This is a genomic window from Geodermatophilus sp. YIM 151500 (assembly GCF_025716945.1).
Classification (GTDB): domain Bacteria; phylum Actinomycetota; class Actinomycetes; order Mycobacteriales; family Geodermatophilaceae; genus YIM-151500.
Genome location: NZ_JAOVZT010000006.1, coordinates 184,848 through 200,362 on the forward strand (window position 1 = coordinate 184,848; position 15,515 = coordinate 200,362).

Genomic DNA, 15,515 nt, shown 5'->3' on the forward strand with positions numbered 1-15,515 from the left:
CCCCTCCCGGGTCCCGCCCCGAGCGGGCGAGGGGTGGGGAGGAGGTGGCCCCCTCCCGGGTCCCGCCCCGAGCGGGCGAGGGGTGGGGAGGAGGGGGTCCTTCTACTCGGCGTCGAGGTCCTGGGCCACCATGCCGGCGATCCGGTCGAGGACCTCCGGGTCCTCGCTCTCGACGACCACCTCCGCGCCCTGCTTGGCGCCGAGTGTCATGATCATCAGGGGGCTGCCGGCGTCGACGGGCATGCCGCCCGGGGTCGCCAGGGTGACCGGCACGCCGGCCTTGCCGACGGCCTCGGCGATCAGTGCGGCCGGGCGGGCGTGCAGCCCGACCCGCGACCCGACGTTGACTGTCTGACTGGGCATGCGTTCCTCTTTCCTCGACGTCGTGGGGCTGGAAGGGCAGCCTTGCAGGGTCCCGCCGCGAGCGTGCGAGTGGCGGAGGGCAGGGCTGCCCTTTTCAGGTGGTCACCGGGCGAGCCGTGTGCACGCCGGTCGCGGCGTGCGCGTGCTCCAGGTCGACGGCGTCCTCGGGGACGTCCTCGGCCTTCGGCCGGCTGATGCTCTTCGCGACGGTGACCGCCAGGGCGCCCACCACCATGCCGATCGCGATGGCCAGCAGGAACAGCAGGAAGTTGCTGATCGCGAAGAAGACGAACACGCCGCCGTGCGGGGCCCGCAGCTCGATGCCGGACGCCGCCACGATGGCGCCGGTGGTCGCGCCGCCCAGCATCATCGACGGGATCACCCGCAGCGGGTCTGCCGCGGCGAACGGGATGGCGCCCTCGGAGATGAACGACAGGCCCAGCAGCCAGGCCGCCTTGCCGTTGTCCCGCTCGGCCGGGGTGTACAGCTTGGGCCGGATGACGGTGCTGAGCGCCATCGCCAGCGGGGGGACCATGCCGGCGGCCATGACCGTGGCCATGATCACCAGCGGGGCGCCGGACCCGGCGGCGAGCCCGGTGGTGGCGAAGACGTAGGCCGCCTTGTTCACCGGGCCGCCGAGGTCGAAGCACATCATCAGGCCGAGGATGATCCCGAGCAGGATCGCGGAGGTGCCGGTCAGGCCGTTGAGCCAGTTGCCGAGACCGGTGAGCGCAGCGGCCAGCGGGCGGCCGAGGACGACGGCCATGAGGCCGCTGGAGATGAGCGTGGCCAGCAGCGGGATGATCACGACCGGCTGCAGCCCCCGGACGCCGGTGGGCAGCTTCCAGCGGCTGATCCACAGCGCGGCGAAGCCGGCGATGATGCCGCCGACCAGGCCGCCGATGAAGCCGGCGCCCACGGTCACGGACACGGCGCCGACGACGAAGCCGGGGACGATGCCCGGCCGGTCGGCGATCGCGTAGGCGATGTAGCCGGCCAGCGCCGGCACCAGGAAGCCGAAGGCCGCCTGGCCGAGGACCGTGCAGACCGCGCCGAGGTAGCCCCAGAACCCGTCGTTGAGGCCCTCGATGCCCGGGGCGCTCGGCAGGTTGAAGAACGTGTTGTTGAGCGCCCAGCTGAGCGCGTAGCTCTGGCCCTCGACGTCGGGGTTGCTGTTGACGATCTGGTACCCGCCGAACAGGAAGCCCAGGGCGATGAGCAGGCCGCCCGCGGCCACGAACGGGATCATGTAGCTCACGCCGGTGAGCAGCCAGCGCCGGATCTCGGTGGCGGTGCCCGGCCGGCTCCCGGCCGCCGCGGCGGGGGCCTCTGCGGCGGCGGCGCCGCCGGGCACCCGGCGCGCGTTCGGGTCGTCCGCGGCGGCCAGCGCCTCGCGGACCATCGCGTCGGGCTCGTTGATGGCCCGCTTGGTGCCGGACTGCACCAGCGGCTTGCCGGCGAACCGGTCCCGGTCCTTGACGCCGACGTCGACGGCGAAGATGACCGCGTCGGCACCGCGGATGACGTCCGCGGACAACGGCGTGGAGCCGGAGGAGCCCTGGGTCTCCACGTGCACGTCGACCCCGGCGGCCTGACCGGCCGCGGTGAGCTTGTCGGCGGCCATGTAGGTGTGCGCGATCCCGGTCGGGCAGGCGCTGACCACGACCAGGCTCCGCTTTCGCCCGTCGGCGGCGGAGCCGGCAGCCGCCGGAGCCGTGGCGGTCGCGGACGACGTGCCCGCGGCAGCAGCCGACGAGGTGCCGCCGGCGGTGCTCGCGGACGAGGTGCCGGCCGCCGCGGTGGCCGGGGCCGGAGCGGGGGAGACGACCTCCTGCACCAGCGCCACCACCTCGTCCGCCGATGACGCCGCGCGCAGCGACGCGACGAAGTCCGGCCGGACCAGCGCGCGGGCCAGAGCGGTCAGCAGGGTCAGGTGGTCGGCGTCGCCGTGTTCCGGTGCGGCGATGAGGAAGACCAGGTCCGCCGGACCGTCGGGTGCGCCGAAGTCGACCTTCGGCGAGAGCCGGGCGAAGGCCAGCGAGGCCTGGGTGACCGCGCCGGACCGGCAGTGCGGGATGGCGATCCCGCCGGGCAGGCCGGTCGCCGCCTGGGCCTCGCGGGCCATGGCGTCGCCGTGCAGGGCGTCGGCCGTCGTGGCCCGGCCGGCGCCGGCGACCAGGCCGGCGAGCCGGTGCACGACCGCGTTCTTGTCGACGCCGAGGTCGGCGTCGAGGGCGACCAGCTCGGGGGTGATCAGTTCGGGCATGGACCTCTCCGGGAACGGCTGACAGTCGTCAGCGGGAGTCGCGGCCGGCGGCCGGGACGGGGACGGTGCTGGCGGTGCTGGTGCCGGCAACTCCGGCGGTGACCCGTACTGCTGCTCCGTCCACCTGGGCCGGGGTGGGGACGGCGGAACCGGGGAGCGACGCGCTGGCCGCTCCGTAGGCCACGGCGGTGCGCAGCCGCTCGGCCGGCGGGGCGCCGGCCAGGTCGGCCAGGACGTAGCCGGCGAGGCTGCAGTCGCCGGCGCCGACCGTGCTGCGGACGGCGATCTCCGGCGGGTGGGCCGACCACAGCTCGCCGTCGGAGGTCGACAGCACCGCACCGTCGGCGCCGAGGGTGAGCAGCACCTCGGCGACGCCCTGCTCGTGCAGCCGGCCGACGGCGGCCGCGAGCGCGGCCGGATCGCCGGTCAGCTCGGCCTCGGGCACGCCGGTCAGCTGGGCCAGCTCCTCGGCGTTCGGCTTGAGCAGGTCGGGCGCGGCGTCGGGACCGGCGGCGAGCAGGGCCAGCAGCGGCGCCTCGGAGGTGTCGACGGCCACCCGGACGGAGGTGTCGCGCAGCGAGCGCACCAGCGCGGCGTACCAGTCGACCGGGGCGCCCGGCGGCAGCGAGCCGGACAGCACGACCCAGCGGGCGTCGGTGGCGTGCCGGTGCAGCGCCTCGGTCAGGCTCGCGCGCACGGCGTCGTCCAGGAAGGCGCCGGGCTCGTTCAACTTCGTCGTCGTGCCGTCGGGTTCGGTGAGGGTGTAGTTGGTGCGGACGGCGGCACCGACCGGGACGGTGGCCAGCTCGAGGCCCAGCGCGTGCAGCAGCGTGACGATCGGGTCGGTGTCGGCGGCGGGCAGGACCGACACGACGTCGGCGCCGGCCGCGGCCACCGCGCGGGCCACGTTGACCCCCTTGCCGCCCGGCTCGGTGGAGCTCGGGCCGAGCCGAACCACGGTGCCGCGGGCGAGGGGGCCGGGCAGGACCAGCGTGCGGTCCAGGCTCGGGTTGGCGGTCAGGGTGACGACCCGGCCGGCTGGTGCGGTGCTCATGCGATCACTACCTCGATCTCCCGGGATTCCAGTTCGCCGAGCACACCGGGATCGGCGCCGGCGTCGGTGACCAGCACGTCGACGTCCTCGACGGCGGCGAAGCGGACGAGGTGCTCGCGGCCGAGCTTGCTGCTGTCGGCGAGCACGACGACCCGGTGGGCGGCGCGGGCCATGGCCCTCTTGGTGGCGGCCTCGGTCTCGTCCGGGGTGGAGAACCCGTGCCCGGGGCTGACGCCGTTCGCGCCGAGGAAGACGACGTCGAGGCGGAGGTCGTCGAGGGCGCGGATGGTCGAGTCGCCGACCGCGGTCTGGGTGATGCCCCGCACCCGGCCGCCGAGCACGTGCAGCGTGGCGCCGGGGTTGGCCGACACGCGGGCGGCGATCGGGACGGAGTTGGTGGCGACGTACAGCCGCCGGTCGGTCGGCAGGACGTCGGCGAGGGCGGCGGTGGTGCTGCCGCCGTCGAGCAGCACGCTGCCGTCCGTGCCGGGCAGCAGGTCGAGGGCGGCCACGGCGATCTTGCGCTTCTGCTCGGAGCGGGTCCCGTGGCGCTCGCTCAGCCCGGTCTCGACGGGGGTGAGGGCGCCCGCGGGTACCGCGCCGCCGTGCACGCGACGCACCTGCCCGCCCCGCTCCAGGACGTCGAGGTCGCGTCGGACGGTCTCGGTCGTGACGCCGAACTGCTCGGCCAGCGCGGCCACCGAAACGCGGCCGCGCTCGGCGACGAGCGTGGTGATCGCGTGCTGTCGCTCCTCCGCGTACATCGTCACCTCCGTCGTCGTGGTCCCAGCCACATCCGATGTCCGATCATGTGGCTTGGCATCTGTGTTGGTGTTGTTCTACGCCCGAACGGGTTGACAAGTCAACACCTTCTCGTGATGCTCATCACGAGACGTCCCGCACCGCCACCACCGCCACCACTTCGTCGCCGCCCGTCCCCCGCCCGGCTCCCCCAGGAAGGTCCGCCATGTCCGTCACCACCGGGTCCACCAGCACCGGCACCGCGCTCCCCACCGCCGCCTCCGCGCCGATGGTGCTGACCGGTACGCCCGTCGTCCCGGGCGTGGCGGTCGGACCGGTCGTGCGGCCCTCGGGCGCCGTCCGGCTGCCCGAGCCCGGCGCCGCTCCCGTCGCCGAGGCCGACCGCCCCGCCGAGAAGCAGCGCTTCGTCGCGGCCGCGGAACTGGTCGCCGGCCGGTTGGCCGAGCGCGCGGCCGGCGCCACCGGGGTGAGCGCCGAGGTGCTCTCCACGACGGCGGGCCTGGCGCGCGACCGCGGGCTGCTCTCGGCCGTGGAGCAGCGCATCGACGGCGGCACCCCCGCCGCCGTGGCCGCGGTCGAGGCGGCCCAGCAGTTCGTGGACATGTTCACCGCCCTGGGTGGGCTGATGGCCGAGCGGGCCACCGACGTCCGCGATGTCCGCGACCGCATCGTGGCCGAACTCACCGGCCAGGGCGAGCCGGGCGTGCCCCGCCCCGAGATTCCTTCCGTGCTGCTGGCCGAGGACCTGGCGCCGGCCGACACGGCCGGGCTCGACCCGACCCGCGTCATCGGGCTGGCCACCCGGCTGGGCGGCACGACCAGCCACACCGCGATCATCGCCCGGCAGCTCGGCCTGCCCTGCGTCGTGGCCGTCGGCGGGCTCGACGACGTCCCCGCCGGCGTGACCGTGCTGCTGGACGGCGAACAGGGCACCGTGACCGTCGAGCCGGACCCGGTCGAGGCGCGTGCCCGGGTGGAGGCCGCCCGGGTGGCTGCCGAGGCGCTGGCCGGTTACGCCGGTCCGGCGACGACCAAGGACGGCCATGCCGTCCAGGTGCTGGCCAACGTCCAGGACGGTGCCGGCGCGCGGGCAGCGGTGGCCGCGCACGCGGAGGGCGTCGGCCTGCTGCGCACGGAGCTGGCCTTCCTCGGGCACGGGACCGAGCCGTCGATCGAGGAGCAGGCGGCGGGCTACGCGGACGTCTTCGAGGCGTTCGCCGGCCGCAAGGTGGTGCTGCGCACCCTGGACGCCGGCTCGGACAAGCCGCTGGCCTTCGCCACCCTGCCCGACGAGGCCAACCCGGCGCTCGGGGTGCGCGGCCTGCGCATCGCCCGGAACAACCCCGGCCTGCTCGACCGGCAGCTCGACGCCGTCGCCGAGGCGGCGCGCCGGACCGCGTCGACCCCGTGGGTGATGGCGCCGATGGTCGCCACCGCGAGCGAGGCGGCGGACTTCGCCGCACGGGTGCGCGCGCGGGGCCTCGTGCCCGGCGTGATGATCGAGGTGCCGTCGGCCGCGCTGCACGCCGACCGGCTGCTGGAGCACGTCGACTTCCTGTCGATCGGCACCAACGACCTCTCGCAGTACACCCTGGCCGCCGACCGGCTCTCCGGCGACCTCGCCGACCTCACCGACCCGTGGCAGCCGGCCCTGCTGCTGCTCGTGCGCATGACCGCCGAAGCGGGCGAGCGGGCCGGCAAGCCGGTCGGGGTCTGCGGCGAGGCCGCGGCCGACCCGCTGCTGGCCTGCGTGCTGGTGGGGCTGGGCATCACCTCGCTGTCGTGCGCGGCCTCGGCCGTCGCGGGGGTCGGCTCCCGGCTGGGCACGGTCGACCTGGCCACCTGTCGGGAGGCGGCCGCGGCGGCCCTGGCCGCGGAGGACGCCCAGTCGGCGCGCGCGGCCGTGCGGGCGGTCCTGACCGGCCGCTGAGCGGCCGGGCGCAGCGTCCCCGGTCACCTCATGTGGTGACGAAGTGTAGGCGAAGTCTCAATTCCTCCTCGGATCCTTCGGACATAGATGCATGTGCGCCTGTGTTACTACAGGCGTCGGTCATTGCACACGCACCGGAGGAAGGACTCGAGATGAGCAACGTGACGGCCAGCTGGCGGCGGCGGCGGCAGCAGGCGCGGACCCGGCGGGCCCTCGCGGCGGCCCTGGCGCGCAGCAGCAGCCCGGCGATGCGCGACGAGCTCCTGACGCTCGCCAACAGCACGCCCCTCCGCTGACGGAGGACCCCCCACCCCGACGCGACCCCGGTCCATCCGGAGGACCGGGGTCGCTCGCTGGGCGGCGGCCTCCGGGCCCGACCCGACCGGAAGGGGTGTGCCAGGGGCCTCCGGCCCTGCTCTTGGCTGCGCAGAGCTGTCATGCTGTAGCCGTGCGTGCACGGTGTGGCTCCATGGGGACGGGTTCCCCCCGACGGGTCACCGGGCTCAACGGTTCCGGTGCCCGTGCCGATGCCCCTGCCGTGCGCAGGGGAGGGGCGCCGTGATCGCGGCGGAGGCGAGGGAGACGTCGGGGGCGACCACCGGCGTCCTCCTGCGGTACGTGCGCGGCCAGGGCGGTGACGAGGCGGTCGCCGCGGTGCTCGCCCGCGCCGGCGTGCCCTGGACGCCCGAGGAGCTCGACGACCAGTCCCGCTGGTGGAGCTACGACACCCGCATCCGGCTGTTCACCGCGGCGACCGAGGTGCTCGGCTCCCCCGACACGATGTTCCGGGTGGGAGCGGCTGCCCTGGAGAGCGGCCTGGCCCACTCGCTGGTCATCCTGCTGCGCGCGATGGGCAGTCCCCGCCAGGTGTTCCGGCAGCTGCCCCGCGCGGTGACCAAGTTCAGCACCACCTCGACCATGGAGATCCTCGACGTCGGTCCGACGTCGGCGGTCATCCGCTACCGGCTGCACGAGGGGTACGAGCACTCGCGGCTGGACTGCATCTACGCCCAGGGCCTGATCAGCACGGTGCCGGTCGTGTTCGGGCTCGCGCCGGCGCGCATCGAGCACGACGAGTGCGAGTCCGACGGTGCGCCCGCCTGCACCTACCGGCTGACCTGGGAGCGGCGGACCCGGCTGCCGCGCCGCCGCCGCGACCGGCCGGCCGTCGACCCCGAGCTGACGGCGCTGCGCGGCCAGCTGCAGACCCTGCAGTCCGCGGCCACCGACCTGGTGGCCAGCGACGACCTCGGCACCGTGCTCCGGCGCATCGTCGAGCGCGCCGCGCAGGCCGTGCTCGCGCCGGCGTACCTGCTGGCGGTGTCCGCGCCGGACGGCGGGCCGCCGCTGGTGCACAGCGCGGGCCTGCCGGAGGAGGAGGTGCCGCGCCTGGCAGCCACCCTGCTCGACGGCGGCGACCTGGGCCCCGGCGCCGTCGTCGTGGACGTGGCCTCGGCGCGCCGGGCGCACGGCCGGCTGGCCGCGCTGTACCGGCCCGGTGACGGCGCGATGGGTGACGAGGCGTCGATGCTGTCGGCCTACGCGGGGCACGCGGCGGCCGCGCTCGACCTGCTCATCGCCCTGGAGGAGGCCCGCCAGGAGGCCCAGCGCGCCGGCGCGCTGCTGTCGCTGGCGCACGAACTGGCGGCCGCCGTCGACGAGGCCGCGGTGTGCGCCGTCGTCTCCGACGCGCTGCCGCGCATCGTCGGCTGCCGGCGGGCCGGCATCCTGCTGTGGGACGCCTCGTCGGCGTCGCTGCGGTCGCGGGCCAACTCCGGCCTCGACGACCGGGCCGTGGCCCTGCTCGCGCGCAGCCCGATCCGCGCCGAGGACGCACCGGAACTGGTCGGCATGCTCACCGACCGGGCGCCGCGCATCCTGGAGGCCGAGACCAGCAGCCCGGTCATCCAGGGGCTGCTGCGGGCCATCGGGACCGCGGACCTGGTTGCGGTGCCGCTGCAGGCGGGCGGCGCGTTCCTCGGCGTCGCCACGGTGGGCTGGGAGGGCGGCGAGGCGCCGGCCTCGCTCGGCGGGGACGTGCTGGCCCGGCTGCTCGGCGTGGCCGACCAGGCCTCGACGGCGCTGCAGAAGGCCCGGCTGCTGGAGACGGTGCGCCACCAGGCCCTGCACGACCCGCTGACCGGTCTGCCCAACCGCGTCCTGTTCGTCGAGCGGCTCGAGCGCGCGGTGGAGCAGGCCGGACCCGACGCGCACCTGGCCGTGTTCTTCTGCGACCTGGACCTGTTCAAGGAGGTCAACGACAGCCTCGGGCACGCCGCCGGGGACGAGCTGCTGCGCCAGGTCGCCGCGCGGCTGCGGGCCGCCGTCCGTCCCGGGGACACCGTCGGCCGGCTCAGCGGCGACGAGTTCGCCATCATCCTGCCCGGCCTGGTGGAGCCGACCGACGTCGAAGGCCTCGTGCGCCGGGTCACCGGCTGCTTCGACGAGGCGTTCCGGCTGGAGGGCACCGACGTCACGGTGGGCACCAGCGTCGGTGTCGCCGTCCACGGGTCCGGTGGCGACCGGTCGGCCGAGCAGCTGCTCCGCGAGGCCGACGCGGCGATGTACCGCGACAAGCAACGCAACCGCACGCCCGCCGCACCCGCCGACCGACCGGCCGACTGACCGGGCGGGCCCTCGGGATCAGTCGCGCAGCCGCGCGCGCAACGCCCGCCGGTCGCGGGCGCCGAAGCCGTGCGCCTCCAGCCAGCCCAGCGGCCCGCCGTGCCGCTCGTCGAGGAGGGCCAGCAGGCGTGCCATGCTCGCGGCCCGCGGCGTGTGGCTGTCGACGTCGCGCCGCTCCATGTCCTCGGCGTAGGTCGGCGAGGCGGCCAGCTTGGCCACCAGCTCGTGGATCACGTCCGCGGTGAGCGCGTAGTCGGTGACGATCTCCTCCTGCGGCACGCCGGCGACCGCCAACGCCAGGGCGACGACCACCCCCGTGCGGTCCTTGCCCGCCGCGCAGTGCACGACGGTCGCCCCGTTGCCGCCGGTGGACAGCGCACGCAGGGCGGCGACCACCGCGTCGGCGCGGTCGCCGAGGTAGCCCAGGTAGGCGCGGACCGCGGGGTGCTCGTGCTCGTCGTGCGCGGCGACCTGCCGGGGGAGCACCGACTCGACCCAGTCGGCGGGAAGGTCGTCCAGCGGGTCGTCCTCCTCGACGGCGAAGACGTCGGTGCGGTGCCCCCGCTCGGGCAGCAGGGTGAAGTGCCGGTGCAGCACCTCGGGGCGTCGGCGCAGCGGCCCGCGGCCCTCCAGCAGGATCTCCGCCGTGGTGCGCAGGTCGACCACCTCCCGCACGCCGACCTCGTCGACCAGCCGCCGGACGTCGTCGTCCGTGAGGGTCTGCAGGTTGTCGCTGCGGAGGATGCGGCCCGGCACCGTGCGACCGCCGTCGGTCGTGGGCAACCCGCCGAGGTCGCGGGTGTTGGTCGTGCCGGCCAGCCGCACCCAGCGGTCGGTGCGCGTCGAAGTCACCGTCCGACGGTACGACGCCGGGATGGTGACCAGGCGACGTCGGCGTCGAGCAGCAGGGTGCAGACGGCGAGCAGCCGGGCGCGGAGGGCGGCGGCGCGCTCGCTGAACCGGCGCTGCGCCGCCACGTACTCCGCCTTGCCCTGCGGTGTCTCGATGCGCACCGGCGGGTGGCCGAGGTCGGCCAGGTCGTAGGGCGAGGCCCGCATGTCCAGCACCCGGATCTCGCCCGCCAGGTCGAGGCAGTCGGCCAGCAGCTCGCCGGGGACGGCGGGGGCGAGCTTGCCGGCCCACTTGAACAGGTCCATGCCCGCGTGCAGGCAGCCGGGCTGCTCGAGGTCGCGCTGGCTCTGCCGGGTCGGGCGCAGGGCGTTCAGCGGCGTCGCCCGCCGGCTGAAGAAGCGGTAGGCGTCGTGGTGGCTGCAGCGCACGCGGTGCGCGTCGACCACGGCGTCGGTGCCCGCCTGCCCGAGCCGCAGCGGCAGGTCGTGGCGCACCTCGCCGCGCTCGGGCCGGTAGACCATCGCCCACTCGTGGAGACCGAAGCAGCCGAAGTGCGCCGGCCGGCCGGCGGTGGCGCCCAGCAGGTCGGCGATCCGGACGACGGTCTCGCGCCGGCGGGCGAGGAAGGCGGGGACGTCGATGCCGACGGCGGGCACCGTGCGCCCGTCGGCGTCGACCGCCGCCACCTCGCCGTGGTGCGGCCAGGCGAGCCGCTCGCGGGCGCCCGGGCCGGCCAGCGCGACTCCCGCTCCGGGGTGCCAGCGGCGCAGCCGGCCCGGTGGCTCGGTGTAGTAGGTGAACAGGAAGTCGAGCACCGGGTGCGCCTGGCCGCGCCGGCGCCGGGCCAGGTGCGGCGCCACCCAGACGTCGATCCGCTCCCGGTGGGCCGCGGCCCGGGCCCGCCACTCGCCCTCGGCCAGCGCCACGGGGGAGGGGACGACGACCGCGATCACCGGCCCAGGGTAGGGCGGCGTGCGCCCGGCGCAGCGGCCGGAGCGATCAGTGGGCGGACCACCCGCCGTCCATCACCAGGGAGCTACCGGTGACCGAGGTGGCCGCCGGCGAGCACAGCCACAGCACCGCGTCGGCGACCTCCTCCGGCTCGATCAGCCGCTTGACCGCGGCCGGCGCGAGCATGATCCGCTCGACGACCTGGTCCTCGCTCATCCCGTGCGTCCGGGCCTGGTCGGCGATCTGGCCCTCCACCAGCGGCGTCCGCACGTAGGCGGGGTTGACGCAGGTCGACGTGACGCCGTGCTCGGCGCCCTCCAGGGCGATGACCTTCGACAGGCCCTCCAGGCCGTGCTTGGCGGTGACGTAGGCGGCCTTGTACGGCGAGGCGCGCAGGCCGTGCACGGAGCTGACGTGCACGATGCGGCCCCAGCCGCGCTCGTACATGTGCGGCAGGGCACCCCGGACGAGCCGGAAGGGTGCCTCCAGCATCAGCGTCAGGATGAGCGAGAAGCGGTCGACCGGGAACTCGTGCAGCGGGGCGACGTGCTGCAGGCCGGCGTTGTTGACCAGGACGTCGACGTCGAGGTCGAGCGCGTCGATGGCGTCGAGGTCGGTGAGGTCCACCGCGACGGCGGTGCCGCCGATCTTCTCGGCCACGGCCGCGGCGCCCTCGGCGTCCCGGTCCAGGACGACGACCGCCGCCCCCGCCCCCGCCAGCGCCTGCGCGCAGGCCCGTCCGATGCCCGACGCGCCGCCGGTGACCAGCGCGCGCCGTCCTGCCAGATCGATCGCCATGGCAGCACGGTAGGGGACGGCGGCCGCATGCCGCGGCCGCCCTCCACGGCTCCGGCCTGCGCCCGGGCCGGTCGTCGCGTGGTGGCCGGCGCCGAACCTCCTTACCGTGCACGGGGGCAGAGCGGCTGCCCACCACCGACCTCGACGAGGAGAACCCCCGGATGTCCGCCCCCGCTGCCTCCGGCACGCGCTTCGGCCGCGTCGTCGGCGCGAGCATCGTCGGTACCACCGTCGAGTGGTACGACTTCTTCCTCTACGGCTCGGCCGCCGCGCTCGTGTTCAACCGGCTGTTCTTCCCCGAGCAATCCGACTTCGCCGGGACGCTCGCGGCCTTCGCCACGTACGCGATCGGCTTCGCCGCCCGCCCGATCGGTGCTCTCGTCTTCGGGCACTTCGGCGACCGGGTCGGGCGCAAGAAGCTGCTGGTGATCTCGCTGCTGATGATGGGCGGCGCCACCTTCGCGATCGGCCTGCTGCCGACCTACGCCACGATCGGCGTCCTGGCGCCCGTCCTCCTGGTGCTGCTCCGGCTCGTCCAGGGCTTCGCGCTGGGCGGTGAGTGGGGCGGCGCGGTGCTCATCGTCTCCGAGCACGGCAAACCGCAGCACCGCGGTTTCTGGGCCTCCTGGCCGCAGGCGGGCGCACCCGCCGGGCAGTTGCTCGCCACCGGGGTCCTGGCGCTGCTGGCCGTCGTCCAGTCCGACGAGGCCTTCGAGGCCTGGGGCTGGCGGATCCCGTTCCTGCTGTCCGCCGTGCTCATCCTGGTCGGCCTGTGGGTGCGGCTGGCGGTGAGCGAGTCGCCGGTGTTCGTGGAGGCGCAGCGCAAGGCCGAGGCCGCGGCCGCCGAGTCCGGGGCGGCCGAGCAGGCGCCCATCCTCACCGTGCTCAAGCGGTACAAGCGCGAGGTGCTCGTCGCCATGGGCGCCCGGATCGCGGAGAACGTGTCCTTCTACATCCTCACCGCCTTCTCCACGGCCTACCTCACCCAGGCGCTGGGCTACGACAACTCCTTCGCGCTGAACGCGCTGCTCATCGCCTCGGCGGTGCACCTCGTGACGATCCCGGCCTGGGGCGCGCTGTCCGACCGCGTCGGCCGACGCCCGGTCTACCTCCTCGGCGCCGCCGGCATCGGCGTGTGGGGCTTCGTCCTGTTCGAGCTGTACGAGAGCGGTGCGTTCTGGCTCACGTTCGCGGGCATCGTGGTCGGCTTCCTGTTCCACGGCGCGATGTACGGCCCGCAGGCGGCCTTCTTCGCCGAGCTGTTCGGCACCAAGGCCCGCTACACCGGGGTCTCCATCGGCGCCCAGCTCGCCTCCGTGGTCGCGGGCGCCCCGGCCCCCCTGATCGCGCTCGCCCTGGTCGGTAGCTACTCCGACCCGAGCCCGGGCCGGGTGTCGATCTACCTGGCCGTCTGCGCGGTGATCACGATCGTCGCGGTCCTCTCCTACGGTGAGACGCGGATCCGTGACCTCGCCGCGGACGACGCCGTCGAGCCGGCCGGGCGGCGCACGACCGCCGCGAGGTAGCCGTCCGGCCTCCTCCAGGGCGCCCGCGAGCGTGCACGGGCCGCCCTGGAGGAGGACCCGACCTCAGGCGCCCTCGTTGCCGGGCCGCACCGGCAGGTCGTCCCGCTGCGCATCGGCGTCCGTGGTGAGCGGGCTCCCGCCCTCGCCCGCGCCCGCCGTCGGCCGGCGACCGGGTGCGCCGTCGGCCGGCTTCTCGTCCGGCGGCTGCTCGTAGCCGGTCGCCTCCGGCTCGGTCATCGTCTCCTCCTCGCACACCGGCCGCGCGGTGTCCCGCTCGCGCGTCGCTGCGCGGCCTCGTCGGATCGTCGGAACAGCCGTGCCCAGGTCGCCGCCCCGGCATGCCTGGAGGCGCGACGGCGGGCGGCTCGGCCCTCGGCCGGGCACGTGCCGAGGAGCGTCACCGCCGCCGTGCTCAGAACGCAGCCTCGTCGACCTCCATGAGCGCGTTGTCGGTGGTCTCGACGATCATCCGCTCGGCGGCCAGCCGCGGCAGCACCTGGGTGCAGAAGAAGCGGGCGGCCGCGAGCTTGCCCTCGTAGAAGTGCCGGTCGCGCTCGGACACCTCGCCGGCCAGCGCGGTGAGCGCCACCCCGGCCTGGCGGACCAGCAGCCACGCGGTCACCAGGTCGCCGGTGGCCAGCAGCAGCCGGGTGGTGTTCTGGCCGACCTCGTAGAGCCTGGTCACGTCTTCCCGGGCGGCGGTCAGCGCGCCGAACATCGCGGTCAGCATCCCTTGCACGTCGGACAGCGCGGCCGCCAGGAGCGCGCGCTCCTCCTTCAGCCGTCCGTTGCCGCCCTCGGCCTCGACGGTCGCCTGCACCTGCCCCGCGAGCCAGGTCAGCGCGACCCCGCCGTCCTTGACGATCTTGCGGAAGAAGAAGTCCTGGCCCTGGATGGCGGTCGTGCCCTCGTACAGGGTGTCGATCGTGGAGTCGCGGACGTACTGCTCGACCGGGTAGTCCTGCAGGTAGCCCGAGCCGCCGAGGGTCGGCAGCGACTCCGCGGCGAGCAGCCGCGTCGCCCGCTCGGAGCCGAAACCCTTGACCACCGGCAGCAGCAGGTCGTTGACCCGCGCGGCCAGCCGCGCCTCCTCGCCGTCGGCGGCGCCCTCCGCCTCGGCCGCGAGCACCCGGTCGCGGAGGGTCGCGGTGTACAGGTACAGCGCCCGCATGCCCTCGGTGTAGGCCTTCTGCAGCATCAGCGAGCGGCGGACGTCGGGGTGGTGGGTGATGGGAACCCGCGGCGCGTCCTTCGCCGTGGCGGTGAGGTCGGCGCCCTGCACCCGTTCCTTGGCGTAGGCCAGCGCCACCTGGTAGCCGGCCGACAGCGTGGCGATGGCCTTGGTGCCGACGAACATCCGCGCGTGCTCGATAACCCGGAACATCTGCGCGATGCCGTCGTGCACCTCACCCACCAGCCGGCCCGTGGCCGGCACGGGGCCGTCGCCGAAGGTGAGCTCGCAGGTGGTCGACACCTTCAGGCCCATCTTCCTCTCGACGTTCGTGACGCGGACGCCGTTGCGCTCGCCCAGCTCCCCGGTCGCGAGGTCGACGTGGAACTTCGGGACGACGAACATCGACAGCCCCTTGGTCCCCGGACCGGCACCCTCGGGCCGGGCCAGCACCAGGTGGACGATGTTGTCCGACAGGTCGTGCTCGGCCGAGCTGATGAACCGCTTGACGCCGGTGAGGTGCCACGATCCGTCGGGCTGCCGCACGGCCCTGGTACGGCCGGCGCCCACGTCGGAGCCGGCGTCGGGCTCGGTGAGCACCATCGTGGCGCCCCAGCCCTTCTCGATCATCAGCTCGGCGAGCCGCTTCTGGTCCGGGGTGCCCAGGTGCCACAGCGTGGTGGCGAAGTTGGGCCCCGAGCCGTACATGTACGCGGCCGGGTTGGCGCCGAGCACCATCTCGAAGGCGGCCCAGCGCAGGGCGTGCGGAGCGCCGAAGCCGCCGAGTTCCTCGGGCAGTTCCAGCCGGAACCACTCGCCGTCGGTCATCGCCCGCATCGACCGCTTGAACGACGCGGGCAGGGTCACGGAGGAGGTGGCCGGGTCGAACACGGGCGGGTTGCGGTCGGCGTCGGCGAACGACTCCGCCAGGGGACCCTCCGCGAGGCGGCGGACCTCGGCCAGCACGCCCCGCGCGGCATCGGCGTCCATCTGCGCGAAGGGCCCGGCGCCGAAACGGTCCCTGGTGTCGAGGAACTCGAACAGGTTGAACTCGAGATCCCGGAGGTTGGCGGTGTAGTGGCTCATCCTGCGCGTGCTCCCCGTGCTCCGGCCGGCTGCTGCTACCAGCGGGTAACAAACGGTATTACCGGCGAGTAGCCGGCGGCAAGCAGCACCGCACCGACGGGGCGGGGCCGGGTGCGGACCCCACTCCGGGG

General features: G+C 74.9%; 13 protein-coding genes. 4 read left to right on the top strand and 9 right to left on the bottom strand.

Features of this window, described 5'->3' with window-relative positions; all coding sequences use genetic code 11:
- Positions 1–102: 102 nt before the first annotated feature.
- The 4 genes from OF117_RS12480 to OF117_RS12495 form a co-directional block, all read right to left on the bottom strand.
- Positions 103–363 (bottom strand): HPr family phosphocarrier protein, encoded by a 261-nt coding sequence (locus OF117_RS12480; protein WP_263553166.1) that lies wholly within the window; start codon positions 361–363, stop codon positions 103–105.
- A gap of 94 nt (positions 364–457) precedes the next feature.
- Positions 458–2,629 (bottom strand): fructose-specific PTS transporter subunit EIIC, encoded by a 2,172-nt coding sequence (locus OF117_RS12485; RefSeq protein WP_263553167.1) that lies wholly within the window; start codon positions 2,627–2,629, stop codon positions 458–460.
- A gap of 28 nt (positions 2,630–2,657) precedes the next feature.
- Complete coding sequence (locus OF117_RS12490; protein ID WP_263553168.1) at positions 2,658–3,683, bottom strand: 1-phosphofructokinase family hexose kinase; 1,026 nt, start codon at positions 3,681–3,683, stop codon at positions 2,658–2,660.
- Positions 3,680–4,447: a DeoR/GlpR family DNA-binding transcription regulator gene (locus OF117_RS12495; protein ID WP_263553169.1), complete on the bottom strand. Its 768-nt coding sequence runs from the start codon at positions 4,445–4,447 to the stop codon at positions 3,680–3,682. The genes OF117_RS12490 and OF117_RS12495 overlap by 4 nt, the downstream gene beginning before the upstream one ends.
- 203 nt (positions 4,448–4,650) lie before the next feature.
- Between OF117_RS12495 and OF117_RS12500 the strand changes: the two genes are divergently transcribed.
- The 3 genes from OF117_RS12500 (at position 4,651) to OF117_RS12510 (ending at position 9,000) form a co-directional block, all read left to right on the top strand.
- Positions 4,651–6,375 (top strand): phosphoenolpyruvate--protein phosphotransferase, encoded by a 1,725-nt coding sequence (locus tag OF117_RS12500; RefSeq protein ID WP_263553170.1) that lies wholly within the window; start codon positions 4,651–4,653, stop codon positions 6,373–6,375.
- A gap of 152 nt (positions 6,376–6,527) precedes the next feature.
- Positions 6,528–6,671 carry a hypothetical protein gene (locus OF117_RS12505; RefSeq protein ID WP_263553171.1) on the top strand — a complete coding sequence of 48 codons (144 nt, stop codon included), beginning with the start codon at positions 6,528–6,530 and terminating at the stop codon, positions 6,669–6,671.
- A 262-nt stretch (positions 6,672–6,933) separates the two neighbouring features.
- Positions 6,934–9,000 carry a sensor domain-containing diguanylate cyclase gene (locus OF117_RS12510; RefSeq protein ID WP_263553172.1) on the top strand — a complete coding sequence of 689 codons (2,067 nt, stop codon included), beginning with the start codon at positions 6,934–6,936 and terminating at the stop codon, positions 8,998–9,000.
- An 18-nt stretch (positions 9,001–9,018) separates the two neighbouring features.
- On the opposite strand, the gene OF117_RS12515 is transcribed toward OF117_RS12510, so the two are convergent.
- The 3 genes from OF117_RS12515 to OF117_RS12525 are packed head-to-tail and all read right to left on the bottom strand — an operon-like array spanning position 9,019 to position 11,601.
- The gene (locus OF117_RS12515; RefSeq protein ID WP_263553173.1) at positions 9,019–9,852 is read right to left on the bottom strand and encodes a tyrosine-protein phosphatase; all 834 of its coding nucleotides are present in this window, start codon (positions 9,850–9,852) and stop codon (positions 9,019–9,021) included.
- On the bottom strand, positions 9,849–10,805 hold the full coding sequence (locus tag OF117_RS12520; protein ID WP_263553174.1) for a 3-methyladenine DNA glycosylase: 957 nt from the start codon (positions 10,803–10,805) through the stop codon (positions 9,849–9,851). The genes OF117_RS12515 and OF117_RS12520 overlap by 4 nt, the downstream gene beginning before the upstream one ends.
- A gap of 46 nt (positions 10,806–10,851) precedes the next feature.
- Entirely contained in the window at positions 10,852–11,601 is a 750-nt protein-coding gene (locus OF117_RS12525; protein ID WP_263553175.1) for a 3-hydroxybutyrate dehydrogenase, read from the bottom strand.
- 161 nt (positions 11,602–11,762) lie between these two features.
- Here OF117_RS12525 and OF117_RS12530 point away from each other — a divergent pair, with 161 nt between their 5' ends.
- Entirely contained in the window at positions 11,763–13,127 is a 1,365-nt protein-coding gene (locus OF117_RS12530) for an MFS transporter (RefSeq protein ID WP_263553176.1), read from the top strand.
- A 63-nt stretch (positions 13,128–13,190) separates the two neighbouring features.
- Here the strand turns inward: OF117_RS12530 and OF117_RS12535 are convergent, their stop codons facing one another.
- Positions 13,191–13,364 (bottom strand): hypothetical protein, encoded by a 174-nt coding sequence (locus tag OF117_RS12535; RefSeq protein WP_263553177.1) that lies wholly within the window; start codon positions 13,362–13,364, stop codon positions 13,191–13,193.
- A gap of 175 nt (positions 13,365–13,539) precedes the next feature.
- Complete coding sequence (locus OF117_RS12540) at positions 13,540–15,384, bottom strand: acyl-CoA dehydrogenase (RefSeq protein ID WP_263553178.1); 1,845 nt, start codon at positions 15,382–15,384, stop codon at positions 13,540–13,542.
- Positions 15,385–15,515: the final 131 nt, after the last annotated feature.